Below are 25,331 nucleotides of genomic sequence, written 5' to 3' on the forward strand. Positions count from 1 at the left end.
AGAGTTAACGCATGCCCAGCCTCAAGGACCTAAGGCTACGGATCACGAGCGTCAAATCGACGCGCAAGATCACGTCGGCCATGAAAATGGTCGCAGCGTCGAAGCTGCGGCGCGCGCAGATGGCTGCCGAGGCCGCCCGGCCTTACGCCGAGCGCATGGAGCGCATGCTTGGTGCCCTGGCCGGCTCGCTTGCCGGCCAGCAAGGCGCGCCGAGGATGCTCGCCGGGACCGGTCAGGACGACGTCCATCTGGTGGTCGTCGTCTCTTCCGACCGCGGCCTGTGCGGTGGTTTCAACAGCTCCATCGTCCGTGATGTGCGCCGGCTGATCGCCGACCTGCAGCGCCAGGGCAAGACCGTCAAGGTCCTGACCGTGGGCCGCAAGGGACGCGACAACCTGCGCCGCGATCATGCCAAGCTGATCACGGAATCGGTCGAGGGCATCGGCCGCAAGGGCGTGTCCTTTGCCGATGCCGACCAGATCGCCGCCAAGATCACGTCGATGTTCGAAGCCGGCGAATTCGACGTCTGCACCATCGTCTACAACCGCTTCCGCTCCGCGATTTCGCAGGAAGTTACCCGGCAGCAGCTGGTTCCGTTCCCGGTTCCGGCCGTCTCCGAGGAGAAGGGCGGCGAGGTCAAGGCGCTCTACGAGTTCGAACCTTCCGAGGAAGGCATTCTCGACGAGCTTCTGCCCCGCAACATGGCCGTGCAGGTGTTCCGCGCCCTGCTGGAAAGCAGCGCCAGCGAACAGGGCGCCCGCATGACCGCCATGGATAACGCCACCCGCAACGCGGGCGAAATGATCGACCGTCTGACCATCCAGTACAACCGTTCGCGTCAGGCGCAGATCACCAAGGAACTGATCGAAATCATCTCCGGCGCCGAAGCGCTGTGACGGGTAACTAGGAGCACGCCATGAGCAACAACAACGTCGGCACGATTACCCAGGTTCTGGGCGCTGTCGTAGACGTGCGCTTCGATGCCGGTCTGCCGGCCATCCTTTCCGCCCTGCACACCCAGAACCAGGGCAAGACCCTCGTTCTCGAAGTGGCGCAGCATCTGGGCGAGAACACCGTCCGCACCATCGCCATGGACTCGACGGACGGCCTGACCCGCGGCCAGGAAGTGGTCGACACCGGCGCGCCGATCCAGGTGCCGGTCGGCCCCGAGACCCTGGGCCGCATCCTGAACGTCATCGGCGAGCCGATCGACGAGCGCGGCCCGATCAATGCCAAGCAGACGGCTTCGATCCACGCCGATGCGCCGGAATTCACCGAGCAGTCCACCGAAGCCGAGATCCTGGTCACCGGCATCAAGGTCATCGACCTGCTGGCTCCCTACGTGAAGGGCGGTAAGATCGGCCTGTTCGGCGGCGCCGGCGTCGGCAAGACCGTGACCATTCAGGAACTGATCAACAACATCGCCAAGGCCCATGGCGGCGTGTCCGTCTTCGCCGGCGTCGGCGAGCGTACCCGCGAGGGCAACGACCTTTACCACGAGATGATCGATTCCGGCGTCATCAAGCTGGACGGCGAAGGCTCGAAGGTCGCCCTGATCTACGGCCAGATGAACGAACCGCCGGGCGCCCGTGCCCGCGTCGCCCTGACCGGCCTGACCGTCGCCGAATACTTCCGCGACCAGGAAGGCCAGGACGTGCTGTTCTTCGTCGACAACATCTTCCGCTTCACCCAGGCGGGTTCGGAAGTGTCGGCGCTGCTGGGCCGTATCCCCTCGGCCGTGGGCTATCAGCCGACCCTGTCGACCGACATGGGCGCGATGCAGGAACGCATCACCTCGACCAAGAAGGGTTCGATCACCTCGGTGCAGGCCATCTACGTCCCCGCCGACGACTTGACCGACCCCGCTCCGGCCACCTCCTTCGCCCACTTGGACGCCACCACGGTGCTCAACCGTGCCATCGCCGAGCAGGCCATCTTCCCGGCGGTCGACCCGCTCGACTCCACCAGCCGTGCGCTTGATCCGCGCATCGTCGGTGAAGAGCACTACACCGTCGCCCGCCGCGTCCAGGAAGTGCTGCAGACCTACAAGTCGCTGCAGGACATCATCGCCATCCTGGGCATGGACGAACTGTCGGAAGAAGACAAGCTGATCGTGGCCCGCGCCCGCAAGATCCAGCGCTTCCTGTCCCAGCCCTTCCACGTCGCCGAAGTCTTCACCGGCACGCCGGGCAAGCTGGTTTCCCTGGAAGACACCATCAAGGGCTTCAAGGGCATCGTCGACGGCGAATACGACCATCTCCCCGAAGCCGCCTTCTACATGGTCGGCACCATCGAGGAAGCGGTCGAGAAGGCCAAGAAGCTGGCCGAGGCCGCCTGAGAAAGGCACTGAACCATGGCTGAGACGCTCCAGTTCGAATTGGTATCGCCGGAAAAGCTCCTGGTGTCGGAACCGGCCGAAATGGTCACCGTTCCCGGCAGCGAGGGCGATTTCGGCGCCCTGCCCCGTCACTCGCCGATGATCGCCACGCTGCGGCCCGGCATCATCGACATCTACGAAGGCGGTAATATCCGCAACCGCATCTTCGTCGCGGGCGGTTTCGCCGAAGTGAACGAAGAGCGCTGCACCGTCCTCGCCGAAGAAGCCGTGCCGGTTTCCGAGCTGAAGGCCGAAGACGCCGCAGCTCGCCTGAAGGCCGCCGAAGAGGCGCTTCAGGCCGCCGAAACCGACCAGGCCCGCGCCCAGGCGAAGCGGGCCCACGATGTCGCCGTCGCCATGCAGGCCGCCCTCTCGGGCGGTCAGCCCGCAGCACACTGACATCACGGTGATGTGCTGAAAAAGCAGGGCCGGTTCCGCAAGGAACCGGCCCTGTTGCTTTATACCGTGCCCCCTATGGGACAGCCCCTTCCCCCCCGCATCAAAAGCCTTTGTGTCTTAGTGTCTTGGTGGCCCTCTGCGGCTGAAGAAACCACCAAGGCACCAAGGACGCCAAGAAGCCGAATCCGATCAGGATAAAGCTATTTCAATAGCTTGGGCCGAAGCCCCCCTCGCCATCATTCCTTGTTGCGCAGATAGCTGTTCTGCGCGATCTCGTCGAGGAATTGCTGTTCCCGCTGGTCTTCCTCGCGGCGGCGGTGCTCGTCGCGGGATTTCTGGGCCAGCTCATAGGTCTTCTGCTGGCGGTAGGCTTCGGCCAGGGCTTCCTGGGCCTCGGCGATTTGGCGGGAGAGTTCCTCCATCGCCTGCTCGGCCTCGCTGCGGCGCTGGCGCCAATGCTGGAGGTAATGGGTGAAGGTCGGACCGGCGGCGAGCACGTCCTGCGCCGCCTGCTTCCGCTCCTGCACGACTTCCTCGTCCAGGGCGGCGATATAGGCCTGGATCTCCTCTTCGCGGCTGAGCAAGGCTCCCAGGGCGCGGCGCGCCTCGTCCACTTCCCAGCGGGAGAGGCGAAGCAGCGAATGGAGGTCCTTCCGCGCCACCGCTTACATTCCCAGGATCTGGGCCAGCTGGATGTAGCAGCTGGCGAGATCGGCGCCATCCTCGTCCTTGCGCTGGGCCAGGAAGGCCTCGATCTGGGGATAGTAGTGGATCGCCTCGTCCACCGCCGGATCGCTGCCCCGGCGATAGGCGCCCAGGCGGATCAGTTCGGCCATGTCCTCGTAGGTCGAGATCAGTTGGCGGGCGCGGCTGACGATCCGGTTTTCCTCGTCGCTGTTGCAGCCCGGCATGGTGCGCGAGACGCTGCGCAGGATGTTGACGGCGGGATAGCGGCCACGCTCGGCGATGGCGCGGTCCAGAACGATATGGCCGTCCAGGATTGAGCGCACGGCATCGGCGATGGGTTCGTTATGGTCGTCGCCATCGACCAGCACCGTGAACAGGCCGGTGATGTTGCCCTTGCCGCCCGGCCCCGGCCCGGCGCGTTCCAGCAGGCGGGGCAGTTCGGCAAAGACGGTCGGCGTATAGCCCTTGCTGGCCGGCGGTTCCCCCACCGACAGGCTGATCTCGCGCTGGGCCATGGCGAAGCGGGTCACGCTGTCCATCATGCACAGCACGTTCAGGCCGAGATCACGGAAATATTCGGCCACGGTCAGGGTGACATAGGCCGCCTGGCGGCGCATCAGCGGCGATTCGTCGGAGGTGGAGACCACCACCACGCTCTTCGCCATGCCTTCGGGGCCGAGATCGTCCTCGATGAATTCGCGCGCCTCGCGGCCGCGCTCGCCGATCAGGCCGATGACATTGACGTCCGCCGAGGTCTGGCGCGCCATCATCGACAGCAGCGAGGATTTTCCCACGCCGGACCCGGCGAAGATGCCCATGCGCTGGCCCTGGCAGCAGGTCAGGAAGGCATTGACCGCCCGCACGCCCAGATCCACCTTGCCTGCCACGCGGCCACGGCCATGGGCCGGCGGCGGCTGGTTGCGTACCGGATAGGCGCGGGGACCCGTCTCCAGCAGCCCCTGCCCGTCGATCGGCTCGCCCATGGCGTCGATGACCCGGCCCAGCCAGGAGCGTTCGGGATAGAGCACCGCTTCGCCGTCGCAGACCTCGGTGCGGCAACCCAGGCCGATGCCGTCGATCGAGGAATAGGGCATCAGCAGCGCCCGTCCGTCGCGGAAGCCCACCACCTCGCAGGTCACCCGCCGCTCGCCGCGCGCCACGATCTGGCAGCGATCCCCCACCGACAGGCTGCGTTGCACGCCACCGGCCTCGACCAGCATGCCCTGCACGCCGCTGACGCGGCCGAACACCCGATGCCCGGGAAGCCGGTCGATCTCGTTGAGGAGGTTACGAATCTGAATGCTCATCCCTGCCCCTCAGCCAAGTCATTCCCGCCGCCCATCCAGAACAAGTCTGGAACATCAAAGGAACAGCCTGGAACTTATCCTTAATTGTGTGTGAACCAAGCGCTTCACGGGTTGCGACCAAGAGCATACCCACATATGGTTACCACGACGTCAATACTTACTCCTGCACTAGTTACCACGTCGTCAATAGAACGGGTATCTCCTATGCGAATTCTCATGGTCGAGGACGATCAGATGGTCGCCAAAGGCGTCGAGCTGATGCTGCGGAATGAGGGCATGGTCGTCGATTCCACCAGCCTCGGCGAAGACGGGCTGGAAATCGGCAAGATCTATGACTACGACCTCATCCTCCTCGACCTCATGCTGCCCGATATTGACGGCTACGAGGTCCTGCGCCGCCTGCGCGCCTCGCGCGTCGATACGCCGGTGCTGATCCTTTCCGGCCTCACCGAGCCGGAAAAGAAGGTCAAGGGACTGGGCTTCGGGGCCGACGACTACCTGACCAAGCCCTTCGACCGCGCCGAGCTGGTGGCCCGCATCCAGGCCATCGTCCGCCGCTCCAAGGGCCATGCCCATTCGGTCATCCGCACCGGCAGCCTGACGGTCAACCTGGACAACCGCGCCGTGGACGTGGCCGGCGTGCCGCTGCACCTGACCGCCAAGGAATACGGCATCATCGAATTGCTGTCCCTGCGCAAGGGCCAGACCCTGACTAAGGAACAATTCCTCAACCACCTCTATGGCGGCATCGACGAGCCGGAGCTGAAGATCATCGACGTCTTCATCTGCAAGCTGCGCAAGAAGCTCGCCAACGCCACCGGCGGCGAGAATTATATCGAGACGGTCTGGGGCCGCGGCTATGTGCTGCGCGATCCCGAAAACGACGTGAACTGACCCACCCTCCTTCACCCAAAGAAAAAGGCGGCCCCGAAAGCCGCCTTTTTCTTTATCCGCCTCGCCCCGGTCAGCGCCCGGCGGGGGCCGCGGGCTTGTAGGGCGCGGCGGTCGCCGTCGCCAGCCCTTGCGGGGCCTTGCCGATGCCGGCTCGGTTGACGGCATAGATGCCGCGCTGGTTGGGGATGGGCTTGAAGGCCTCGGAGACGCCCAGCACCGTCTCGGCGCCGCCCAGATAGAGGATGCCGTCATCGGGCATCTGGCGGGCGATATTGTCGAGAACGCGGGTCTTGGTCGGCTGGTCGAAATAGATCAGCACGTTGCGGCAGAAGACGATGTCGAACTGCCCCAGCCCCTTGAGGTCGTTGAGCAGGTTCCATTCGCGGAACTGCACCATGGCGCGGATCGAGGCATCGATCTGCCAGCTTTCCTCGCGCTTCTGGAAATATTTCACCAGAAGCTGGATGGGCAGGCCGCGCTGCACCTCGAACTGGGAATACAGACCGGCCTTGGCCTTCTCCAGCATCTCGGTGGAGATGTCGGTGGCGACGATCTCGATCCGCCACCCCGCCAGCTTGGCCGATTGTTCCTTCAGGATCATGGCCAGGGAATAGGGTTCCTGGCCGCTGGAGGACGCCGCCGACCAGATGCGCAGGCTCTTCTTCGCCGCCCGCGCCTGCATCATCTGCGGCAGGACGATATCGCGGAACTGGTCGAAGGGCTTGATGTCGCGGAAGAAGAACGACTCGTTGGTCGTCATCGCTTCCGTCACCTCGCGCGCCAGGACCTCGTCGCGGTTGCGCAGGACGCCGATCAGCTCGGTCAGATCCTTCATGCCGCGCTTGCGCGCGATCGGCATCAGGCGCGAATCCAGCAGATAGGCCTTGTCGGGAGTCACGATCAGGCCGGAACGCTCCTTGAGCATCTTGGCGATGTAGTCGAAATCTTCCGGACGCATGATTCTAGCGCCTCATCGCCAGCTTTTGGATGTAAGGAGCAATCTCGGGCAAGGGCAGCACCGCGCTGCAGATGCCGGCGGTGGCCACGGCACCGGGCATGCCCCAGACCACACTGGTGGCTTCGTCCTGGGCGACGACGGTTCCGCCGGCGGCGACGATGGCCTGGCCGCCTTTCAGGCCGTCATGCCCCATGCCGGTCAGCACCAGGGACAGGACGCGCCGCCCCCAGGCGGCGGACACGCTGCGGAACATGGGATCGACCGAGGGACGGCAGAAATTTTCCGGCGGATTCTGGTTCAGCCGCAGGATCTTGTCCGTCCCCTTGGACTCGACGACCATGTGATAATCCCCGGGCGCCACATAGATGCGGCCGCCCTGGATCTTCTCCCCATCCTTGCCTTCGGCGGCGGGAATGCCGGAAATCCGGCTGATATGCTCGGCCAGGATGGTGGTGAAGGTGGCCGGCATGTGCTGGGTGATCAGGATCGGCTGGCGCAGGCCCTTCAGGCCCGACAGTACGGCGAACAGTGCCTGCGGGCCGCCGGTGGAACTGCCGATGGCCAGCACGTCCGGCGCATCGGAAGAGGGCTGGCGCAGGCTGATCGGGCCGGGGGGATGAATCGCCACCTTGCCCGGCGCGGCAGTGGTCGGGCGCGGCGCGGCCGGACGGGCGGCGGGCGCGGCACCGGACGGCGCGGAACGTTCGGCAACGGGCTGTCCAGCGGATGGGGCGGCGCGGTTGCCGCCCGTCGCCGTGCGATAGCGCTGGGCCAGGGCCTTGACCTTGCCGATCAGCTCCTGCTTGAAGTCCATGCCCCCGCCGGTCATCTCACGGGTGGAAGTTGGCTTGGGAATATAGTCCGCAGCCCCGGCCTCGAGCGCCCGCATGCTGATATCGGCATTCTTCAGGGTCAGGGTCGAGGCCATGATGATCTGCAGGTTGCGATTCACCTGCAACAGCTTGGGCAAGGCCGTCATGCCGTCCATGATCGGCATTTCGATATCGAGGAGAACCACCTCGACGCTGTGCCGCTCCAGCGCATTGAGCGCCATCTGGCCGTTGCCGACCGAAGCGACCACCGAAATGCCGGGGTCTTCTTCAAGCATGCGGGTAATCAATCCGCGCACCACGGCGGAATCGTCAACCACCATGACGCGGACAGGATCAGAGGAGGCCATTTTTACCGTGCCGGTGCCAATCATTCGCCTAGAGCAGTCCGACCTGAGCGAATTTCGTCTGCAGGATCTCGCTGTCGAAGGGCTTCATGATGTATTCGTTGGCCCCGGCCGAAATGGCTTCTTGAATATGTTCGATATCGTTTTCCGTGGTGCAGAAGACCACGACGGGCTTGCCGCCCTCGGGCAGCTTGCGCAGCTCGCGCAGGAAGTCGATGCCGTTCATCACCGGCATGTTCCAATCCAGCAGAACCGCATCGGGCATCGCCTTCTTGCAGGCATCCAGCGCTACCTGGCCGTCTTCCGCCTCGACGGTCGCAAAGCTCAGCTCAGTGAGGATTTTCTTGGCCACCATACGGATGACCTTGGAATCGTCTACGATCAGACAGGACTTCATGCCGACACTTCGCTCGCTTCGGATGGATGGGCGAGAAAGGCGGGCGCCGTTTTGCCGGGCCCGCCAGACATCGTTTCTCAGGCTTCCTGCCTGGTAAATTCCAAAAGCCGCATCACGTCAAGCACGACGAGCAGCTTGCCCTGAAGGCGGAAGATACCGGCCGAGAATTCCCGCCACAGCGGATCGAGGGTCGGCGGATTGCGCTCGAAACCGGCGGAAGGCAGGCTCAGCACCTCGCCCACGGAATCGACCATCAGGCTGTAGAGCTCGCCACCCAGTTCCACCACCACGCTCATCGGCTGCTCGCCCTCGGGACGGGGGGCGAGGCCGAGGCGCAGGCGCACGTCGATGGCGGTGACGATGCGGCCGCGCAGGTTGAGCGATCCGGCAACCTCCCGCGGCGCGAGCGGAATGCGGGTGATCTTCTGGGCGCCGAGGACATCCTGGACGGTCAGCACCGGAATACCGAAAAGCTGACCCTCGATAAACATGGTCACGTAATCCTGGGTCTCGGCGGCCAGGACTTCCTGGGAATCACGTCCACGGGCAACGATCTGGTTCATGCGGCACCTTCAGCGGCAGCAAGCGTCTGCATCAGCGTCTCGAGCAGGGCGTCACGGTCGAACTTGGCGACATAGTCGTTGAAGCCGACCTGACGGCCCCGTTCGAAATCCCGTTCCGTGGCGTGCGAGGACAGCGCCACCATCGGCACCTGCCGCCAGGGGCCTTCGCTGCGGACGGCGGTCGCGAAGTCGAAGCCGCTCAGGCCCGGCATTTCGATATCGCTGATGATGATATCGAATTCCCGGCCGGTATCGCGCAGGGCCAGGGCCTTGTCGGCGCTGTCCACGGCGGTGACGTCATAACCGGCGACCGACAGAAGCGGCGTCAGCAGGTTGCGGAAGAACGGGCTGTCGTCGACCAGCAGCACCCGGCGCTGGGACCCGTCCTCGTTGTCGAAGGAGGGCTCTTCCTGCGTGCCGAACCAGTCGCCGAAAGCCTGGGTCAGGTAGTAGCCGGCATCGATCAGATCGGTGGCCTTGCCCGAGATGACGGCGGTGCCGATCAGGCCCGGCTGGTCCACCGCCAGTTCGACCTTCAGATGCTCCTCGACGATATCGACGATTTCCTCGACCACCAGACCCATGCTGCGGTCGCGGTCGGAGAAGACCAGGACCGGCTGGCGGCCTTCCTTGCCGAGATCCATATGCGGGTCGATGGCGACCAGCGGCATGAGATGGCCGCGATACTGCACCACCGGCTTGCCGTGGGAATGCTCGATCTGCGCCAGGTCGATCTCTTCCAGGCGGGCCACCAGGGCCAGCGGCACGGCCTTGAGGTCGTCGCCGGTGCCGTCGCGGAAGACCAGCAGCGAGGTACGCTCGTTGGCATCCACGCGGGCGGCCTTGGAATCGGCGGCCTGGGTGGCGCCGGCCATGCCCGCCTCGCCCGTCGCCGAGGCGATGCCATTGGGATCGAGGATCATGATCACCGAGCCGTCGCCCAGGATCGTGTTGCCCGAGAACATGGTGATGTGGCGCAGGATCGGCGCCACCGGCTTGACCACGATTTCCTCGGTATCGAAGACGCGGTCGACGATGATGCCGAAGGTGTAGGTGCCGACCTGGGTGATGACGATGAAGGTCTCGGACCGTTCGTCCTCGCCCTCTTCCAGGCGCAGCAGCTTCTTGAGCGACACCAGCGGCAGCAGGCGGTCGCGCAGGCGCAGGACCGGGGCGCTGTTGATGACCTCGATCTTGTGTTCGGAATTGGGCGTGACGCGCACCAGTTCCAGCACGCTGATCTGCGGAATGGCGAAGCGTTCGTTCGAGCATTCCACGATCAGGGCCGAGACGATGGCGAGCGTCAGCGGGATCTTGATGGTGAAGGTCGAACCCTTGCCCAGGGCCGTCTTCAGCTCGATGGTGCCGCCGATCTTCTCGATATTCGAGCGCACCACGTCCATGCCGACGCCGCGCCCAGAGACCGAGGTGACCTTTTCGGCGGTGGACAGGCCGGCGCGGAAGATGAACTGGGCGATCTGCTGCTCGGTCATCGCGTCGGCCTCGGCCTCGCTGACCAGGCCATTGGCGATGGCCTTGGCGCGGATCTTGGCGAGGTTCAGACCGCGTCCGTCATCGGAAATCTCGATGATGATGTGACCGCCCTCGTGATAGGCGTTCAGCACGACCTTGCCGACTTCGGGCTTGCCTGCGGCGCGCCGTTCCTCCGGCCCTTCCAGGCCATGGTCGGCGGAGTTGCGCACCATATGGGTCAGCGGGTCCTTGATCAGTTCCAGCACCTGACGGTCGAGTTCGGTCTCGGCGCCGATCATCTGGAGGTCGATCTTCTTGCCCATTTCCAGCGACAGGTCGCGGACGATACGCGGCAGCTTGGCCCAGGCATTGCCGATGGGCTGCATGCGCGTCTTCATCACGCCTTCCTGCAGGTCGGTGGTGATGTGGCTCAGGCGCTGCAGCGGCGTGGCGAATTCGCTGTCATCCTTGCCGCGCACCATCTGCAGAAGCTGGTTGCGGGTCAGCACCAGTTCCGAAACCAGCGTCATCAGGTTTTCGAGCAGCTCGACATTGACGCGGATGGACTGGTTGGCGACCGATTCCTTGGCTTCGCCGACCGGAGCGGCGGAGGCGGCCGGAGCCTTGGCCTCGGCCTTCGGCGCAGCGGGAACGGCGGCGGGCTTTTCCTCGACCGGCTGGACGGCGGTGGCCGGGGCAGGCGCCGGAGTGGAGGGGACGGAAGCGGGCACGGACGGCGCGGCGGGCTTGTCGTTCTTGCCCAGCAGCTCGGCGAATTCCGCTTCCAGCTCGGCGGCGACCGGCCAAGACGGCGCGTCGTCGGCGGGATTGTCCGCCTCGCCGGGACCGGGCGGAGCCGGGGGCGCATCGCTTTCGCCGGAGGAAGCCGCCGGGGCGGCCCGGCCCTCGGCCATGGCGTTCAGGCGCTCGATCAGGTCGGCGTCATTGCCCTCGGGCTCGGCTTCGGTCTGTTCGAGATGGCCCAGGATCTCCTTGATGCGGTCGATCGAATTGAGGATCAACGTCACCGCATCCGGGGTCACCTCAAGGTCACCATCGCGGAACTTGCCCAACACGTTCTCGGCTGCGTGGGCAACCGTTTCCAGACGCGGCAACCCGAGAAAACCGCAGGTTCCCTTGATGGTATGCACCAAGCGGAAGATGTTCTGCAGAATTTTCGGGTCGTTGGGATTCTGCTCGAGATTGACGAGTTCCACGTCGAGAGTCGCCAAACTCTCGGCGGTCTCTGTCAAAAATTCGCTCAGCAAGTCGTCCATCTCGACGCTCCAGTTTGACCCGCACAATGAAACCGGCCTGAGGCCAGCCTATCTTAGAATAGCTTACCTAATTGATAGCACGTCCCCACGCCCATCGGAAGTAGTGCCCTACGCAAATGATCATAGATCTTTAGTCCTGATCGTCAGGGTCAGGCGATCCGGCTCGGAAACGGCGGCCAGTTTCCTCCCCAGCCGCGCGGCCAGCAGCGCCGTCAGGCGGCCTTGCGCAGCGCGGGCGCTCTCGACCTTGGCTTCCCCGGCGGCGGCGATCGCCTCGCCCACGCGCAGGTTGGGGCCTTCCACCAGCATCTCGAAATCCCCGGAAACATCGCCCGACAGCGAGACCCGTCCGCCGCGCGGCAGGCAATCGCGGGCCAGGACGCCGAGATTGAGGATCAGCCGCCCGAGATCGGCGGGCACCTCCTGATCGGGCCGCAGGTCCGGCCAGTCCAGGACGATGCCGCCCGCGCCGGAACCATCCCCCAGCCAGCCGCGCAGCTTGCCGGCCAGCGTTCCGCAGCCCGCGGGCTGGGTTCCGGGGCCGAAGGCATCCCGCAGATATTTCAGGCGCAGCGCCGCCGACCGGGCGCTGGCGGCCAGAAGCTCCAGGCTTTCCGCATCCCCCTCGCCGCCTTCGCCCAGCAGTTCGGCACCGGCGGAGACCGCCCCCAGCGGGCCGGACAGGTCGTGGCAAAGCCTAGCGCAGAGCAATTCGGCCAGGTTGAGGATGTCGTCCGCATCGGACATGGCTGTGTTTTCCCTGGATGCTTTCTGCTTTTCCCCCCAAGTTACAGGCATCACACAGATGGGGGAAACCCTTTTCGCCCGATGCTTTGCCATCGGGCCAAGGCATTCCACCCTAACGTTGCAGGAGTCCCCGTCATGCTGCACGACCTCGTCCCGGGAACCATCGTCCGTCATCCCGCCCAGCCGGATTGGGGGCTGGGCCAGGTGCAATCGGCCATCGGCAATCGCGTCACCGTCAATTTCGAACATGCCGGCAAGCAGACCATCAATATCGAGGTGGTCAGCCTGGACGTGGTCGAGGAAGCGCGTCCGCCCGCCTCCTTCTGACCTTCGGCCTTTCCCGCCCCTTCTTTCCCGGCATTGACAAGCCCTCCGCCTCGCCGCCTTTATGGGGGAACGGCATCAAGCAGGACGACCTTTGAGTGAAGAGCGACGCCAAACCCATGATCCGGCTGCTGATCGGCGAAGTAACCGCGCTCGGTCCGGGCAAGGCGGCGCTGCTGGAAGCCATCGGCCGTAGCGGCTCGATCTCCGGGGCGGCGCGCGAGATGGGCATGAGCTATCGCCGGGCCTGGCTGCTGGTGGACCGCATCAACGCCGCCTTCCGCGACCCCATGGTCGAGACGGCGGCGGGCGGCAAGGGCGGCGGCGGCGCCACCCTCACCCCCCATGGCCGCGAAGTCCTGGCCCGCTACCGCGCCCTGGAAGAAAAGGCCCGCCGCGCCATCGACGAGGACCTGCGCGACTTCGCGCAATTCCTGCGCCCCGACCCGCCGACCTGCGACGCGCCGGAAAGCGAGGAATGCGACTGAGGCCGGTCAGGACGGGGCACGGCCCGACGGCGGAGCGTCGTCCCGCTTGCGGATATGATAGACCGGCTGGCGCCCGTAATTCTTAGCGAGGGACAGCGATCCCAGATATTCGCAGGTAAAGCGCCGGGCATAGCTCCGCCCGGTCGAATCGGCGAAATGGCGGGCCGAGTTCTCCTCGCTTTTCAGCATGCCGACGAATTGCTGCGAGGCATAGATATGGCCCGGCAGGGAAATCGGCTCGATCCGCGCGGCGCGGCTGACATGGCTGCCATAAACGATGGTCCGGCCCGAAAGCGGATGAACCCCCTCGAAGACCGGCCCGGCATGAAGCCCGACCCGCAATTGGATTCGCCGCGACAGGCCGCTCTCCCCCGGCTCCATCGCCTCGATGGCCTCCAGCAGGGCGAAGGCGTAATCCAGCATGTCCTGGCTGCTATCCATCACCGCATAGAGCGCGTCGCCCCAGGATTCGAGCAGGCGCAGCGGTTTGTGGCGCCCCTCCATCTTGGCCCGCACGCCCTCCAGCCCCCGCCACAGCGCAGGCAGATCGGCCTCCGACAGCTTGCTGTAGCCGACGATATCGGCGAACAGCATGGTACGGATCACCCGCTCGGGTTCCAGCGCCTGCGGCTTCGGCGGCGGACGGACGGAAGGCTGGAACAAGGCCGGGGCGGATGGCGGCGCCGAGGCCCGTGCCTCGCGCAATTCCTCCAAGTCGATCACATGCAGCCGCGTGATGTCGGGCCAGGCATCCATGAAGTCGGCCACCGTTCCGGCGCCGCTTTCCGCCAGATAGTCCAGCGTCACCATCAGATGCGGCTCCGACAGATGGAACTCGCCCTGCAACTGCGCCATCCCTTCGATCAGGTAATTGTTGAAGCGGAACAGCACGTCATGACCGAGATAGCGCTCTTCCGTGGCGAAACTGACGGAAGTGGCAAGACGCAGGGCGTTGCGGAACCGCCTTTCCCAGCGCGGTCCCGCATAGGCGACGCGATGGGCGACGAAATCCTCCACGGCGAAGGGCAGGGAAATATGCACCTCCGCCCCCCGGTTCAGCATCGCCTCGATGAACAGCAAGTCCGATCCGGCGCCGGCGGAGCAATAGCCGACCTCGGCATCCAGGTCGTCCAGGCGCTGCGCGATGACGGATGCCAGATCGGCCTCGATTTCCGGCGGGAAGCACGGTTCCGTCATGCCCGGATGATCGAGCGATTGTCCGCCGAAGATCACGGTGCGGGGCGGGCGCAGCAAAGAGCGCACGGGAGCGGGAATCGCATATCCCGCCTGCGCCAGCGTTTCCAGATGACGCAGGATGCGGACGATGCTGGGATAATGGCGGGGATGAAGGGTGACGGCGCGGCGGAAGGCATCCTCGCTCAGGCCCGCATCGCCCAGCAGGATCGCCGCCTGCCCCAGGATCAGCAGCCGCTCGCGGTCCATGTCTTCGCCGCCTTGGCACAAAGCGGCGACCTCCGCCGCCCGTTTCCGCGCCTGCTCCCCTTCGCCGCGCAGCGCCGCCAGCGATGCGGCGGCCAAGCCGTCGTCGGCCCGTCCGCTCAGCGCGAAGGCCTCGTCCGCCAGATCATAGGCATGGGCGAGGATCGTTTCGCCGCCGACACGCGCCCAGATTTCCGTATGAAGCTGGACCGCAAGGCGCAAAGTTTCCTGATCATCGAGCTGACCCAGGTCGCCGCGCACCCCCTGACGGATCTCGGCCAGCAAGGCATCGGCGGCTTCGGTCTTGCCGGCAACGACGGCCTGGATGGCCTGGACCAGCCTGCGGGAACGGATCGTCCGCGTGGCAAGGCGCCCTTCCAGCGGATCGAGCAGGCGCAGGGCCTCCTCCACCGCTCCGCCTCGCAGCAGCGCCAGGACGCCCAGGAGAGACAGAGGCAAACTGTCGGGATAGGTGGCGATGGCCTCGCGATAGCTGTCGAAGGCAAGGAAATACTGGCCCTCGGCGATCTGCTCGCGCAGTTCCGCGACCCAGCCCTCCTCATTGCCCGGGCGATCCGGCACGCGGCTGCGAAAAGGCATTTTCATGGAAGGGCAGGCTCCGCCGGTTGACCGAAAGAAGGCATCCTCGGCGAAAACGCCATCCCGATCAATTCCGGCAGGACACAGCGAATTTCCGGTATTCGCCATGCGACCATGGTACGAGGCTTTTTCAGGACGATTCTTAGCCCAAATATGGTATCAATCGCTATATTCACGAAGAAACAACGATGCCCAGAGAGGGAGCAGGACCAGACATGATCGATCCTTTCGGCCGAAGCGTCACCTATCTGCGCGTCTCGGTGACCGATCGCTGCGATCTGCGCTGCGTCTATTGCATGGCCGAGGACATGACCTTCCTGCCCAAGGCCGACATCCTCAGCCTGGAAGAGCTGGAAAGGCTGTGCAACGCCTTCATCCGGCTGGGTGTCCGGAAGCTGCGTCTGACCGGGGGCGAACCGCTGGTCCGGCGCAATATCATGAGCCTGATCCGCAATCTGGGCGCCCAGATCGGCAAGGGCGGGCTGGAAGAGCTGACGCTGACCACCAACGGCACGCAACTCGCCAAATATGCCGACGAGCTGTTCGCGGCCGGAGTGCGCCGGATCAACGTCTCGCTGGATACGCTGGACCCGGCCAAGTTCAAGTCCATCACCCGCTGGGGCGACATCGCCAAGGTGATGGACGGCCTGATGGCGGCCAAGGCGGCGGGGCTGAAGGTCAAGCTGAACACCGTGGCGCTGAAGGGCGTCAACGAGGACGAATACGACCGGCTGCTGGAGTTCTGCGGCGAGCACGGCTTCGACCTGACGCTGATCGAGACCATGCCGCTGGGCGACATCGACGGCGACCGCACCGACCAGTACCTGCCGCTGTCCCAGGTCCGCGCCCAGTTGGAGCAACGCTGGACCCTGCGCGAGTCCAGCCACCGCACCGGCGGCCCGGCGCGCTATGTCGAGGTGGCCGAAACCGGCCAGCGCCTGGGCTTCATCACGCCCATGACGCATAACTTCTGCGAAAGCTGCAACCGCGTGCGCGTCACCTGCACCGGCACGCTTTACATGTGCCTGGGCCAGGAGGATGCCGCCGACCTGCGCGCGCCCCTGCGCGCCAGCGAAAGCGACGAGCTGATCACCCAGGCGGTGCTCGACGCCATCGCCCGCAAGCCCAAGGGTCACGACTTCGTCATCGACCGCACCCTCAACAAACCCGCGGTGGCGCGCCATATGAGTGTCACCGGCGGTTAAGGCGCCGAAAGCCGCCACCTCCTCCCGGGGGGACTGGCGCGGCTGCCGGGCTGTGTTATCCTCACCGGCCTCCGTCACCTCGAGTGGGTCATGAAATTCGAGACCGTCGCCTTCGTCGCCGCCGATGGCCAACCCGCCCAGACCGCCCTCAACCGCCTGCGCCATCGCTATGGCCACACGCCGCCGGAAAAGGCCGACGTGATCGTGGCGCTGGGCGGCGACGGCTTCATGCTGGAATGCCTGCATCGCCATATCGACCGCAAGGTGCCCATCTACGGCATGAACCGGGGCACGGTGGGCTTCCTGATGAACGTCTATTCCGAGGAAGGGCTGATGGAACGGCTGGAGCGCGCCGAGGCGGTGCAACTGCATCCTTTGCGCATGCAGACCCTCACCATGAACGGCGAGGAGCACGAGGCGCTTGCCATCAACGAGGTCTCGCTGCTGCGTGAAACCCGCCAGGCCGCCAAGATCCGCATCAGCATCGACGGCAAGATGCGGATGGAGGAACTGGTCTGCGACGGCGTGCTGGTGGCGACGCCGGCCGGCTCGACCGCCTACAACCTGTCCGCCCACGGCCCCATCGTCCCCATGGGGGCGGGCGTCCTGGCGCTGACCCCGATTTCCGCCTTCCGCCCCCGCCGCTGGCGCGGTGCGCTGCTGTCCCACAAGGTGACGGTGGAATTCTCCATCCTGGAAGGGGCCAAGCGCCCGGTTTCGGCGGTGGCCGATTACACCGAAGTCCGCGACGTCGCGCGGGTGACCGTGCGCGAGGCGCGCGACAAGGCCCTGTCCCTGCTCTTCGACCCCGAGCATAACCTGGAGGAGCGAATCATCGCTGAGCAATTCCTGCCATGACCATGGAAAAATTACGTCTTTGGTCCTTCACCCTCGTCCTTGGCGGGATCGGCGGTTTCCTCTTCCATCTGGCGACCATGCCCCTGGCCTGGATGATGGGGGCCATGTGCATCACCACCGCTGCTGCCCTGGGCGGGCTGAAGGTCGCCGTCTCGCCGCGCCTGCGCATGGTGATGATCAGCGTGCTGGGCCTGATGCTGGGGTCGACCTTCACCCCCGAGATCGCCGAGCAGGCCGGGCAGTGGATCCTGTCGCTCTCGGGCCTGGTCCTCTACGTGCTCGTCTCGACCGGGCTGGTGATGCTCTATCTGCACCGGGTCGCGGGATGGGGGCCGGTGACCTCCTATTTCTCGGCGGCGCCGGGCGGCCTGAACGAGATGGTGCTGACCGGTGGGGCCATGGGCGGCGACGACCGTACCATCGCCCTCAACCATGCCCTACGAATCCTGCTGATCGTCTTCCTGGTGCCCATCGGCTTCCGCCTGTTCGGCGGCTATGAAGGCGGCCAGATGACCCAGGCGATGGGCAGCATCTTCGGCCTGTCCTGGCAGGATGCCGCCTTCCTGGGCGTCAGCGCCGTGATCGGCGTGACGGCGGCGCAGATCGTACGCCTGCCTGCGGCGGCGCTGACCGGGCCGATGATCCTTTCGGCTGCCTTCCACATCGCCGGACTGACCGATTCCCATCCGCCTGCCGAAATGGTCGCCATCGCCCAGGTGGTGACGGGGGCGGCGATCGGCAGCCGTTTCGCGGGCGTGAAATTCTCCCAGATCCTCGACACCTTCCGCATCGCCACCGGCGCCACGACGATCCTGCTGGTCCTCAGCTTCCTCTTCACCGCTCTGCTGGTCTGGCTGGGCGAACTGCCCTTCATCGCCCTGCTGCTGGCCTTCGTGCCCGGCGGGCTGGCGGAAATGTGCCTGATTTCCCTGGCGCTGGGGGCCGACGTCGCCTTCGTCTCGACCCACCACTTCGCCCGCATCGTCCTGGTGGTACTCCTCGCGCCGACCCTGTTCCGCCTGCTGGGACCCCGGCTGGGGATGGTGGAGAAGGGATAGGGGCACCTGTATGTCGGCGCATGCTTCGAGACGCCGCTGACGCGGCTCCTCAGCATGAGGTTTATCAAGTTATTGAAATAGCCTCATCTTGAGGAGGCCGCGAAGCGGCCGTCTCGAAAGGTGAAGGCGGGCCAAAGGGTGCTCACGCAAGCCCTCCGCCCCCGCCCCCCTACCAGACGAAGGCAGGCAGGGCGCCGGTCGGCGTCTGGCCGTGGCGGGCGGCGGCTTCGCAGAGGCGGACGGGCTCGACCATCTGGCCGAAGGTGACGCCCAGTTCCTCGCCATGGATGCCGCCGGTGACCAGCAGGGAATCGATGCCGGACGCGTTGGCCCCGGCGATATCGGTATGGAAGGCATCGCCCACCGCCAGGATGCGCGAGCGATCCTCGATCCCCAGCATTTCCAGGCACAGGTCATAGATCGCCGGATCGGGCTTGCCGCGCCAGACGACGTCCCCGCCCATATCCTCATAGGCCTTCGCCAGGGCACCGGCGCAGATGACGCGCCGCCCCTCGCGGATCACCACGAGGTCGGGATTGGCGCAGATCATCGGCAGCTTGCGCGCGATGCCCCGGCGCATCACCGGCATGTAATCCTCGACCGTGTCCTCCAGCCCCCAGGGGCCGGTATTGAGCAGGAAGTCCGCACTTTCCACGTCCACCTGCTGCAGGTCCAGGCCGTCGAAGATGCTCCTGTCGCGCTCCGGGCCGATATGGTGGCAGCGCTGGCCCAGCCCGGCGAAGAAGGGATCGCGGCGGCGGATCAGTTCCATATGCACCGCCTCGCCCGAGGACATGACATCGTCGTAGGAGGAACGCGGAATGCCCATCGCCTCCATGGCCGCCGTCAGCGCATAGCCGCGCCGGGGCGCGTTGGACAGCAGCACAACCTTCTTGCCCGCCTGCTTCAGCGCCAACAGGGTTTCCGGCGCGCCCGGATAGGGCTTGGCGCCGTCATGGATCACCCCCCACAAATCGAGGATGAAGCCGTCATAGTCGCGGGCGACGGCCGACAGGCCGTTCAGAACGGGAATGGTCACCTTGCTATCCTTCAGCGATGATCGGCGCCGATGGCCTGGGAAATCGTCTCGAAGCCATCGCGTTTCAGGGCCTGGGCCAGTTCGGCCTTGATGCGCGTCACCAGGCCCGGCCCGGCATAGACCAGGGCGGAATAGAGCTGCACCAGGCTGGCGCCTGCGCGGATCTTGGCATAAGCCTCGGCCCCCGAAGAGATGCCCCCGACCCCGACCATGGTCAAGCGCCCGTCGGTCAGGCGGTACATGTCGCCCAGCACCTGGGTGGACAGGGCGAAGAGCGGCCTGCCGCTCAAGCCCCCCGTCTCCTTGGCCAAAGGCGAGGAAACATTGGGGCGGGTGATGGTGGTGTTGCTGACGATCATGCCGTCCAGACGGCCTTCCAGCGCCACCTGGGCGATGTCGCGCTTGTCTTCCTCGGTCAGGTCGGGGGCGATCTTCAGCAGCAGCGGCGGCGTGTTCTCGCGCACCGCCGCGTCCAGGGCGCGCCGCACCCGGCCGATCAGTTCGGCCAGCGGCTCGCGGCCCTGCAAGGCCCGCAGGCCGGGCGTGTTGGGCGAAGAGACATTGACGACGATGTAATCGGCCAGGGGCGCCAGGGCGGCAACGCCCTTTTCGTAATCCGAGGCGGCGTCCTCGGTTTCCTTGTTCTTGCCCAGATTGGCCCCGACGATGCCCACCCGCTTGCGCGCCTTCAGCCGCGCGGCCACCGCATCCAGGCCTTCATTGTTGAAGCCCATACGGTTGAGCACCGCCCCGTCCTCGCTCAGGCGGAACAGGCGCGGCTTGGGGTTGCCGGGCTGGGGCCGGGGCGTCACCGAGCCGATCTCGACGAAGCCGAAGCCCTGGGCCAACATGGCATCCGGCACTTCGGCATTCTTGTCGAAACCGGCGGCCAAGCCCACCGGATTGGCGAAATCGCGCCCCCACAGGCGCTGCGCCAGGACCGGGTCGTCCCCTTTCGGCTGGCCGGGCACCAGGCCCATCTTCAGGGCACGCAAGGTCAGGCCGTGAGCGGCCTCGGGATCCAGCATCCGCACCAGCGGGCCGGCCAGTCGAAAATAATCCACCGCCAGGTTACTCCACGTCGAAGGGGAAGACGTGGCGTCCATCCTCGTCCAGCGGCAGATCCTCCACCGCCGTCACCATCTCGATGGGCAAGGGTCCATAGAGATGGGGAAACAACTGGCCGCCACGCGCCTCTTCCCAGCGCAAAGCCTCGCCCAGGTCGTTGGCATCCACCGTCAGCAGAACCAGATCCCCCTGCCCGGCGCGGTGCTTGGCCGCGCTGCCAGCGATCTGCTCTTCCGTCGAGAAATGGATGAATCCCTCGGTGTCCTGGGACGAGCCGTTATAGACGCCCGCGCGCGCGGCAGCCTGCCACTCCTCGCGCCGGCACATGTGATAGATGAGTCGCGGCGCTTGCCGCTCTCTGCGATCCGCTTCTGCCATGGCGCGGACCCTAGCCCAAGCGGGGGAAAAAATACAGGGGGAGGATAAGGCGGGACGGCTTCCCCTCACGCTCAAGGGGCGCTAATGTGAAACTATGAAACCAAGGATTGTCATTGCTGTCTTGTTCCTGCTTTTCGCTCCCCCCGCGTGGGGAGACGAGGACGCGCAGGCACAGGTCTTTGCAGAGGCGAGGGAACTGTACAGCAACCTTCATTATGAGCAGGCGCTTCAACTGCTTTGGCCCCTGGCGGAAGCAGGCTATCCGCCTGCACAACAATTGATCGGCTATACCTACATTTTCGGAAACGGGAACGTCCCGAGCGATCAATGCCTGGCCGTGGAATGGATGGAAAAAGCGGCCCGGGCAGGCGATGCCCGCGCCCAATGGTATATCGCCAGTTTCTACAAAATCGGCGCCCCCGTCTGGCCTGATAAAGGGCTGCACTATTTATGGCTTCTGGAATCGGCGAAAAACGGATACGAGGAGTCGATCAGAACACTGGATCAGGCCGCAGCACAGCTTCCAGAATTCCAACGGAAGAAAATGGAGGAATATGCCAAATCCTGGAACCCACAGACAGACTCCCCCATAACCATCCTGCGCATGCCCTATATTCCTGTTATCAGTCATATTTTCTTTGTCTTTACAGGCGCCGTCCCTTGTTCGGGGCTATAAATTTCTTCGGCGTTTCCTCTCATCCTCTCTCCGAAACCCCTGCCATTTCCTCAGTCCCAATTCCCCCATTCCGGCCATCCCGGAAGCCACCGAGCCGACGATTCCCATCTGGCGCGTAATTTGAGGCCCCTTTATGCCGGCGGCTCCGGAAAGCGCTCCGCCGACCGTGATGCTGTCCCCAACGCCCTGATGACCAAGCGCGGCGGCGAGTTCCGCATCCGACATCAGTTCCGGCGCCCAATCGGGATTGGTCCGGTAATCGATCAGCTTCTGCTTCACGGCCTTGGCCATTTCCGGCGCTTCTTTTTCCAGTCCTTGCGCCGCCTGCCAAGCCGCATCCCATGCCTTCTTCTTCTCTTCCGAAGGCGCGTCACGCAGGCTGCGCATGGATTCGAGCGTCACTTCCCCAACTTTTCCAGCCCCAGCCAAGACCGAAGGCGGTATCTTGAATTCCGCGCCTAATTTCTCGTCAGGATCATCAGGACTCAAAGGACGGGGCGGCATCGGCATCGAGATCTTCGAGCTTCCGTCCTGCTGTGCGGCCATCGCCGAAACAAGTGTCTTTCCCGATGCCTCCCGCGCCTCGGCCGAGACCGGCGGCATGGGCGAGGACAAGACTCTAGCGATCTTCTCTTCCGTGGGGCCGCCGGGGCGCATCAGCCCATCGACCTTGAGGCCCTGCTTTTTCTGAAAATCCTTGATGGCCTTGAACATGTCATTGTCCGGCCAAGGCGTCAGCCCCCATTCCAGCGGCTGGTAGTGCCCCAGCCGGGTCAAGGCATTCTTGGCCGCCAGAACATCGTCAGGCTCGACATTATAGGAGGTGCCGATGGTCCTGCGCAGGCGGAAGCCATTGGATGCGTCACTCATGATCTCTGCTCCTCCTATTTCAGCAGCGTCTTGTCCTGGCTGCGCTTGACCACGGAAATGCCCAGCACGCCCAGGGCGATGCCCCAGATGGGCGAGGTATTGACCAGGGCTGTGATGATGGAAGGCGCCTGGGCGGGATCGGCGATGATGGCCCAGGCGATGGCGGTCATGGTCACCGTCCAGGTCAGGGCCATGGCATAGCCGAAGGTGGGGCGCCAGCGCCGGACGTAAGGGTCGTTCACCCCCAGTTCCGTGCGGAAGGTGGCGTTGATCTCGGCCAAGACGGTGCTGTCCAGTTCGGTGAGGCGCTCCAGATGGCGGTTGGCCTCGGCCAGTTGGGCGGGCGTGATGTCCTTCCTGTCCAGCGCCGCCTGCACCTCCCTGACCGCCTCGGCGGCCCCCTTGGCCGTCGGATTGTCGATCCCCGCAAGCGCGCCACCCACGAATTTCAGCAGCAGGGGCAGGCCGATCTGGGCCAGAAGGACCGGGATCATGGGCGTTACTCCACGTCGTTATAGAAAAAGTGATTGCCGATCTCGGCGCAGGGGGCCTTGCCGCGCGCCCAGGCGGGAGAGACCGATTTGGCGTGGTAATGGGTCGCGCCCCGGGTCGGGTCTTCCAGCCCGCCATGCACGGCACGGGTGGCGATGCGCAGGCAGGTGCGGAACTGGGCGTTTTCCTCGCCCACCGCCTCCAGCTTGGGGCGGTTGGGGTCGTTGGCGTTCCAGCAGGAGAATTGCCAGGCCTTCAGGCAGACCTCGCTGACCGTCCGGCCCCACCAATAGCCGCCCCGGCGCTGGGCGCGGGCCACGCGGTTCAGCACCACAGCGGCCACGGCCTCCTTGCCGCGCACAGATTCGCCGCGCGCCTCGCCCCAAAGGGTGCGGGCCAGGATGTCGATCTCGCGGCCGTTTTCGGCGGAAAAAGGGGGAAGCATCTGCATCGTCATGCCCGCCCCCCGGCGCCCGCCGCGTCCAGCTTGGATTCGATACGCACCAGATGTTCGGTCAGGCGCCGTTCGACATCCTTGAGGTAAGCCATCGAGGGATAGCTCTGCGCCACTTCCAGCTTGTAGGCGGCCAACGCCTCGCGGGTCTTGTTCAGGCCGCTTTCGGCGAAACGGCGGGTTTCCTCCATGGCCTTGTCCTGGTCCTGGCGGCCGCGCCAGTTCATCCAGAACAGACCGGCCAGGGCCGGCAGCTCGACGGCGGTGATCCACCACATCAGGTCGAGACTCCAATGACCTTGCATGTCATGCCTCCCATACAAAACGTGAACAAATTGGTCAGAGGTCGAATTCCGTTTCCGCCCTCAGCACGCCACCGCCCGGCCGCCAGTCCTTGCGGGCCGCCGTCACCGCGACGCGGTTCAGGCGGACGGGTTCGGACAACAGGCAGCCGGAGACGGCGTCCAGCCCGTCATCGCGGCATTTGCCGCCCGGCTGCCATTCGCGCATCTCGCCGATGAAGGGCGTGGCCCAGACGCTGCGATGGGCGGCGATGGCATTGGCCGCCAAGGGGGCGTCGAAGGCCTTGATGATGCGCAGGTCCTTGGCCTGTCTCGAATGCGCCTCGATCACCGTACAGGGGGTGGCCGTCGCGGCCAGTTCGCGGCGCAGCAGGCCGGGCAGGAAGCGCCCGATGCCGTTGGTTTCCACCGTCACGGCGGGCAGGTGGAACTCGCGCAGGAAAGCGGCGACCTGGCGGCAGAGCTGGGTCGCCTCGTCCTCCGCCAGGGCCGGGTCGTGGGCGAGATAGCGGATGCGATGCAGCCAATAGCCGCCGTCCTGGTCGGTGAACAGCGCGGCGATGACGCTGGAATCGCCCTTGCCCGGCGCGCCATAGGCCGGGTCCCACCAGCAGGAGGCCGAGACCAGCCTCCGCCCGTCGAGGAACATCACCGGGCGGCCATTGCCTTCGCGGTAATCCAGTTCGGCGTCGTAGAGCCTCAGCCGGTCGGGGTCCAGCCGCCCTTCGGCGATATTGACCGGACGCAGCATCATCTGGCTGTCGAACTTGTTCGGCCCGGTGCGGCGTCGGATCGCTTCGATGCGCGCATCGGGAAAGCGCTCGGGCCATGCGCTGCGCCCGTCCGGCCCCAGAAGCGGCAGTTCCAGCCGCTCGAAACCGTCGAGGAAGGGACGTTCCTCGCCCGCCTCCAGCCGCGCCTCTCGGGCATAGAGGGTATAGAAGCTGTGCGGCGTGCCGACATAGAGCTGCAAACCGCCCGGCACCAGCACATACTCGATCTCGCCCAGCCGCGCCCGCAGGTCCGCGCGCTTGGGCGCGGTGTCGCAGGTATTGGGCACTTCCACGTCGTCGCAGATCACCACATCGGCGCGCGAGCCGGTGACATTGGCGCCGATGCCTTTCGCCAGCATCGAGGGATCGCGCAATTCGCTGGGGCGGTTGACGGTGAACTGGTCCGACGCCCAATGATCCCGCCGCGCCGGTTTCAGTGCCTTGGTCAAAGGATGGCGCTCGATCACGCGCTTGACGTTGCGCACCATCTTCTTGGCCAGGGCGAAATCGGCGGCCAGAACCATGATGCGCAGATCCGGGATGCATAGCAGCAGCCAGGCGCAGAACAGGCCGACGATGGTGGACTTGCCGCTGCTGCGGAACGCCATCAGCAGCAAGTCCCGCCGCCCCGCGCGCCAGCTCTCCTCGAGCCAGCGGGCGATACGGCGGTGATGGCGGGGGGTGGTCAGGTTCTGGGTCCGGTTCCAGACCCACAGGAATTCGGCAAAGCTCGGCGCGGTCATGGCTCCTCTTCTTCCAGATCGAGGGCGGCGCGGGCCTGGGCCAGCAGGCTTTCGGCCTCACTCTCCCCGCCGCCCCCGGCCGCCTCGCCGCCGGAAAGGGCGGCCCAGCGGGCCAGCTTGACCAGCAGGTCGAGATGGGCCAGGGCCGCACGGCAGGCGGCGTGATGGGCGGCGAAGCCCTTGGCGTCCAAAGGGGCCTCCTGGGCGGCGAAATCGTCATAGCTGGCGGCGGCCTGTTCGAGGCGCCGGGCGAGATGCGGGCGCAGATGGGCCTTCAGCCCTTCCAGATCGGCGGTCATGGCGGGAC

At 65.3% G+C, this 25,331-nt stretch carries 28 protein-coding genes; 10 read left to right on the forward strand and 18 right to left on the reverse strand.

Annotated elements, in window-relative coordinates; translation table 11 throughout:
- Positions 1-11: 11 nt before the first annotated feature.
- The 3 genes from EPD66_RS18240 to EPD66_RS18250 are packed head-to-tail and all read left to right on the forward strand — an operon-like array spanning position 12 to position 2,776.
- Positions 12-896, forward strand: coding sequence for a F0F1 ATP synthase subunit gamma (locus EPD66_RS18240; protein ID WP_142849947.1), 885 nt, complete (start codon positions 12-14; stop codon positions 894-896).
- 20 nt (positions 897-916) lie between these two features.
- Complete coding sequence (atpD, locus tag EPD66_RS18245; protein WP_142849948.1) at positions 917-2,338, forward strand: F0F1 ATP synthase subunit beta; 1,422 nt, start codon at positions 917-919, stop codon at positions 2,336-2,338.
- Positions 2,339-2,353: 15 nt separating this feature from the next.
- Positions 2,354-2,776 carry a F0F1 ATP synthase subunit epsilon gene (locus EPD66_RS18250; RefSeq protein WP_142849949.1) on the forward strand — a complete coding sequence of 141 codons (423 nt, stop codon included), beginning with the start codon at positions 2,354-2,356 and terminating at the stop codon, positions 2,774-2,776.
- A gap of 236 nt (positions 2,777-3,012) precedes the next feature.
- On the opposite strand, the gene EPD66_RS18255 is transcribed toward EPD66_RS18250, so the two are convergent.
- On the reverse strand, positions 3,013-3,438 hold the full coding sequence (locus EPD66_RS18255; protein WP_142849950.1) for a flagellar FliJ family protein: 426 nt from the start codon (positions 3,436-3,438) through the stop codon (positions 3,013-3,015).
- A 3-nt stretch (positions 3,439-3,441) separates the two neighbouring features.
- Positions 3,442-4,770 carry a flagellar protein export ATPase FliI gene (gene fliI, locus EPD66_RS18260; RefSeq protein WP_142849951.1) on the reverse strand — a complete coding sequence of 443 codons (1,329 nt, stop codon included), beginning with the start codon at positions 4,768-4,770 and terminating at the stop codon, positions 3,442-3,444.
- Between the two features lie 204 nt (positions 4,771-4,974).
- Here fliI and ctrA point away from each other — a divergent pair, with 204 nt between their 5' ends.
- Entirely contained in the window at positions 4,975-5,664 is a 690-nt protein-coding gene (gene ctrA / locus EPD66_RS18265; RefSeq protein WP_142849952.1) for a response regulator transcription factor CtrA, read from the forward strand.
- Between the two features lie 70 nt (positions 5,665-5,734).
- On the opposite strand, the gene EPD66_RS18270 is transcribed toward ctrA, so the two are convergent.
- The 6 genes from EPD66_RS18270 to EPD66_RS18295 all read right to left on the reverse strand — a co-directional run bounded on the left by EPD66_RS18270 (position 5,735) and on the right by EPD66_RS18295 (position 12,256).
- Positions 5,735-6,622, reverse strand: a complete 888-nt coding sequence (locus tag EPD66_RS18270; RefSeq protein WP_142849953.1) for a protein-glutamate O-methyltransferase CheR — start codon at positions 6,620-6,622, stop codon at positions 5,735-5,737.
- A gap of 4 nt (positions 6,623-6,626) precedes the next feature.
- Positions 6,627-7,802 carry a chemotaxis response regulator protein-glutamate methylesterase gene (locus EPD66_RS18275; RefSeq protein WP_255448566.1) on the reverse strand — a complete coding sequence of 392 codons (1,176 nt, stop codon included), beginning with the start codon at positions 7,800-7,802 and terminating at the stop codon, positions 6,627-6,629.
- A gap of 28 nt (positions 7,803-7,830) precedes the next feature.
- Positions 7,831-8,196, reverse strand: a complete 366-nt coding sequence (locus EPD66_RS18280; protein ID WP_142849954.1) for a PleD family two-component system response regulator — start codon at positions 8,194-8,196, stop codon at positions 7,831-7,833.
- A 77-nt stretch (positions 8,197-8,273) separates the two neighbouring features.
- On the reverse strand, positions 8,274-8,759 hold the full coding sequence (locus tag EPD66_RS18285; RefSeq protein WP_142849955.1) for a chemotaxis protein CheW: 486 nt from the start codon (positions 8,757-8,759) through the stop codon (positions 8,274-8,276).
- Entirely contained in the window at positions 8,756-11,509 is a 2,754-nt protein-coding gene (locus EPD66_RS18290) for a chemotaxis protein CheW (protein WP_142849956.1), read from the reverse strand. Before EPD66_RS18290 ends, EPD66_RS18285 begins: the two co-directional genes overlap by 4 nt.
- A 120-nt stretch (positions 11,510-11,629) precedes the next feature.
- A complete protein-coding gene (locus tag EPD66_RS18295; protein WP_185961493.1) occupies positions 11,630-12,256 on the reverse strand; it encodes a histidine phosphotransferase family protein in 627 nt (208 codons plus the stop codon).
- Between the two features lie 135 nt (positions 12,257-12,391).
- On the opposite strand from EPD66_RS18295, the gene EPD66_RS18300 reads away from it, so the two are divergent.
- The gene (locus tag EPD66_RS18300) at positions 12,392-12,583 is read left to right on the forward strand and encodes a DUF3553 domain-containing protein (protein WP_142849958.1); all 192 of its coding nucleotides are present in this window, start codon (positions 12,392-12,394) and stop codon (positions 12,581-12,583) included.
- Between the two features lie 95 nt (positions 12,584-12,678).
- Positions 12,679-13,068 (forward strand): winged helix-turn-helix domain-containing protein, encoded by a 390-nt coding sequence (locus EPD66_RS18305; RefSeq protein WP_370511897.1) that lies wholly within the window; start codon positions 12,679-12,681, stop codon positions 13,066-13,068.
- A 6-nt stretch (positions 13,069-13,074) separates the two neighbouring features.
- Here EPD66_RS18305 and EPD66_RS18310 read toward each other — a convergent pair whose 3' ends face one another.
- Positions 13,075-15,114: an adenylate/guanylate cyclase domain-containing protein gene (locus EPD66_RS18310; protein WP_185961494.1), complete on the reverse strand. Its 2,040-nt coding sequence runs from the start codon at positions 15,112-15,114 to the stop codon at positions 13,075-13,077.
- Positions 15,115-15,323: 209 nt separating this feature from the next.
- On the opposite strand from EPD66_RS18310, the gene moaA reads away from it, so the two are divergent.
- The 3 genes from moaA to EPD66_RS18325 all read left to right on the forward strand — a co-directional run bounded on the left by moaA (position 15,324) and on the right by EPD66_RS18325 (position 18,229).
- Positions 15,324-16,313 (forward strand): GTP 3',8-cyclase MoaA, encoded by a 990-nt coding sequence (gene moaA / locus EPD66_RS18315; RefSeq protein ID WP_221931026.1) that lies wholly within the window; start codon positions 15,324-15,326, stop codon positions 16,311-16,313.
- 90 nt (positions 16,314-16,403) lie between these two features.
- Positions 16,404-17,171, forward strand: coding sequence for an NAD kinase (locus EPD66_RS18320; protein ID WP_142849961.1), 768 nt, complete (start codon positions 16,404-16,406; stop codon positions 17,169-17,171).
- Positions 17,168-18,229, forward strand: coding sequence for an AbrB family transcriptional regulator (locus EPD66_RS18325; protein ID WP_255448567.1), 1,062 nt, complete (start codon positions 17,168-17,170; stop codon positions 18,227-18,229). Before EPD66_RS18320 ends, EPD66_RS18325 begins: the two co-directional genes overlap by 4 nt.
- Positions 18,230-18,398: 169 nt before the next feature.
- Here EPD66_RS18325 and EPD66_RS18330 read toward each other — a convergent pair whose 3' ends face one another.
- From EPD66_RS18330 to EPD66_RS18340, 3 genes are read right to left on the reverse strand one after another with little or no spacing between them, the layout of a single operon-like run.
- Positions 18,399-19,268 carry a TIGR01459 family HAD-type hydrolase gene (locus EPD66_RS18330; RefSeq protein WP_255448568.1) on the reverse strand — a complete coding sequence of 290 codons (870 nt, stop codon included), beginning with the start codon at positions 19,266-19,268 and terminating at the stop codon, positions 18,399-18,401.
- Positions 19,269-19,279: 11 nt separating this feature from the next.
- Complete coding sequence (locus tag EPD66_RS18335) at positions 19,280-20,374, reverse strand: quinone-dependent dihydroorotate dehydrogenase (protein ID WP_142849962.1); 1,095 nt, start codon at positions 20,372-20,374, stop codon at positions 19,280-19,282.
- Positions 20,340-20,714 (reverse strand): DUF952 domain-containing protein, encoded by a 375-nt coding sequence (locus tag EPD66_RS18340; protein ID WP_255448569.1) that lies wholly within the window; start codon positions 20,712-20,714, stop codon positions 20,340-20,342. Before EPD66_RS18340 ends, EPD66_RS18335 begins: the two co-directional genes overlap by 35 nt.
- A 121-nt stretch (positions 20,715-20,835) precedes the next feature.
- Here EPD66_RS18340 and EPD66_RS18345 point away from each other — a divergent pair, with 121 nt between their 5' ends.
- Positions 20,836-21,390, forward strand: coding sequence for a tetratricopeptide repeat protein (locus tag EPD66_RS18345; RefSeq protein WP_142849963.1), 555 nt, complete (start codon positions 20,836-20,838; stop codon positions 21,388-21,390).
- On the opposite strand, the gene EPD66_RS18350 is transcribed toward EPD66_RS18345, so the two are convergent.
- From EPD66_RS18350 to EPD66_RS18375, 6 genes are read right to left on the reverse strand one after another with little or no spacing between them, the layout of a single operon-like run.
- Positions 21,385-22,260: a peptidoglycan-binding domain-containing protein gene (locus tag EPD66_RS18350; protein WP_142849964.1), complete on the reverse strand. Its 876-nt coding sequence runs from the start codon at positions 22,258-22,260 to the stop codon at positions 21,385-21,387. The two genes, EPD66_RS18345 and EPD66_RS18350, sit on opposite strands and share 6 nt — an antisense overlap.
- A gap of 14 nt (positions 22,261-22,274) precedes the next feature.
- The gene (locus tag EPD66_RS18355; RefSeq protein WP_142849965.1) at positions 22,275-22,754 is read right to left on the reverse strand and encodes a 3TM-type holin; all 480 of its coding nucleotides are present in this window, start codon (positions 22,752-22,754) and stop codon (positions 22,275-22,277) included.
- Between the two features lie 5 nt (positions 22,755-22,759).
- Positions 22,760-23,209, reverse strand: a complete 450-nt coding sequence (locus tag EPD66_RS18360; protein WP_255448570.1) for a cell wall hydrolase — start codon at positions 23,207-23,209, stop codon at positions 22,760-22,762.
- Complete coding sequence (locus tag EPD66_RS18365) at positions 23,206-23,511, reverse strand: hypothetical protein (RefSeq protein WP_142849966.1); 306 nt, start codon at positions 23,509-23,511, stop codon at positions 23,206-23,208. Before EPD66_RS18365 ends, EPD66_RS18360 begins: the two co-directional genes overlap by 4 nt.
- A gap of 34 nt (positions 23,512-23,545) precedes the next feature.
- A complete protein-coding gene (terL, locus tag EPD66_RS18370; protein ID WP_142849967.1) occupies positions 23,546-25,024 on the reverse strand; it encodes a phage terminase large subunit in 1,479 nt (492 codons plus the stop codon).
- Positions 25,021-25,323 carry a hypothetical protein gene (locus tag EPD66_RS18375; protein ID WP_142849968.1) on the reverse strand — a complete coding sequence of 101 codons (303 nt, stop codon included), beginning with the start codon at positions 25,321-25,323 and terminating at the stop codon, positions 25,021-25,023. Before EPD66_RS18375 ends, terL begins: the two co-directional genes overlap by 4 nt.
- Positions 25,324-25,331: the final 8 nt, after the last annotated feature.

Origin of the sequence: Telmatospirillum sp. J64-1 (assembly GCF_006980715.1) — a bacterium.
In the GTDB taxonomy this organism is placed as follows: Bacteria; Pseudomonadota; Alphaproteobacteria; order Rhodospirillales; family Magnetospirillaceae; genus Oleiliquidispirillum; species Oleiliquidispirillum nitrogeniifigens.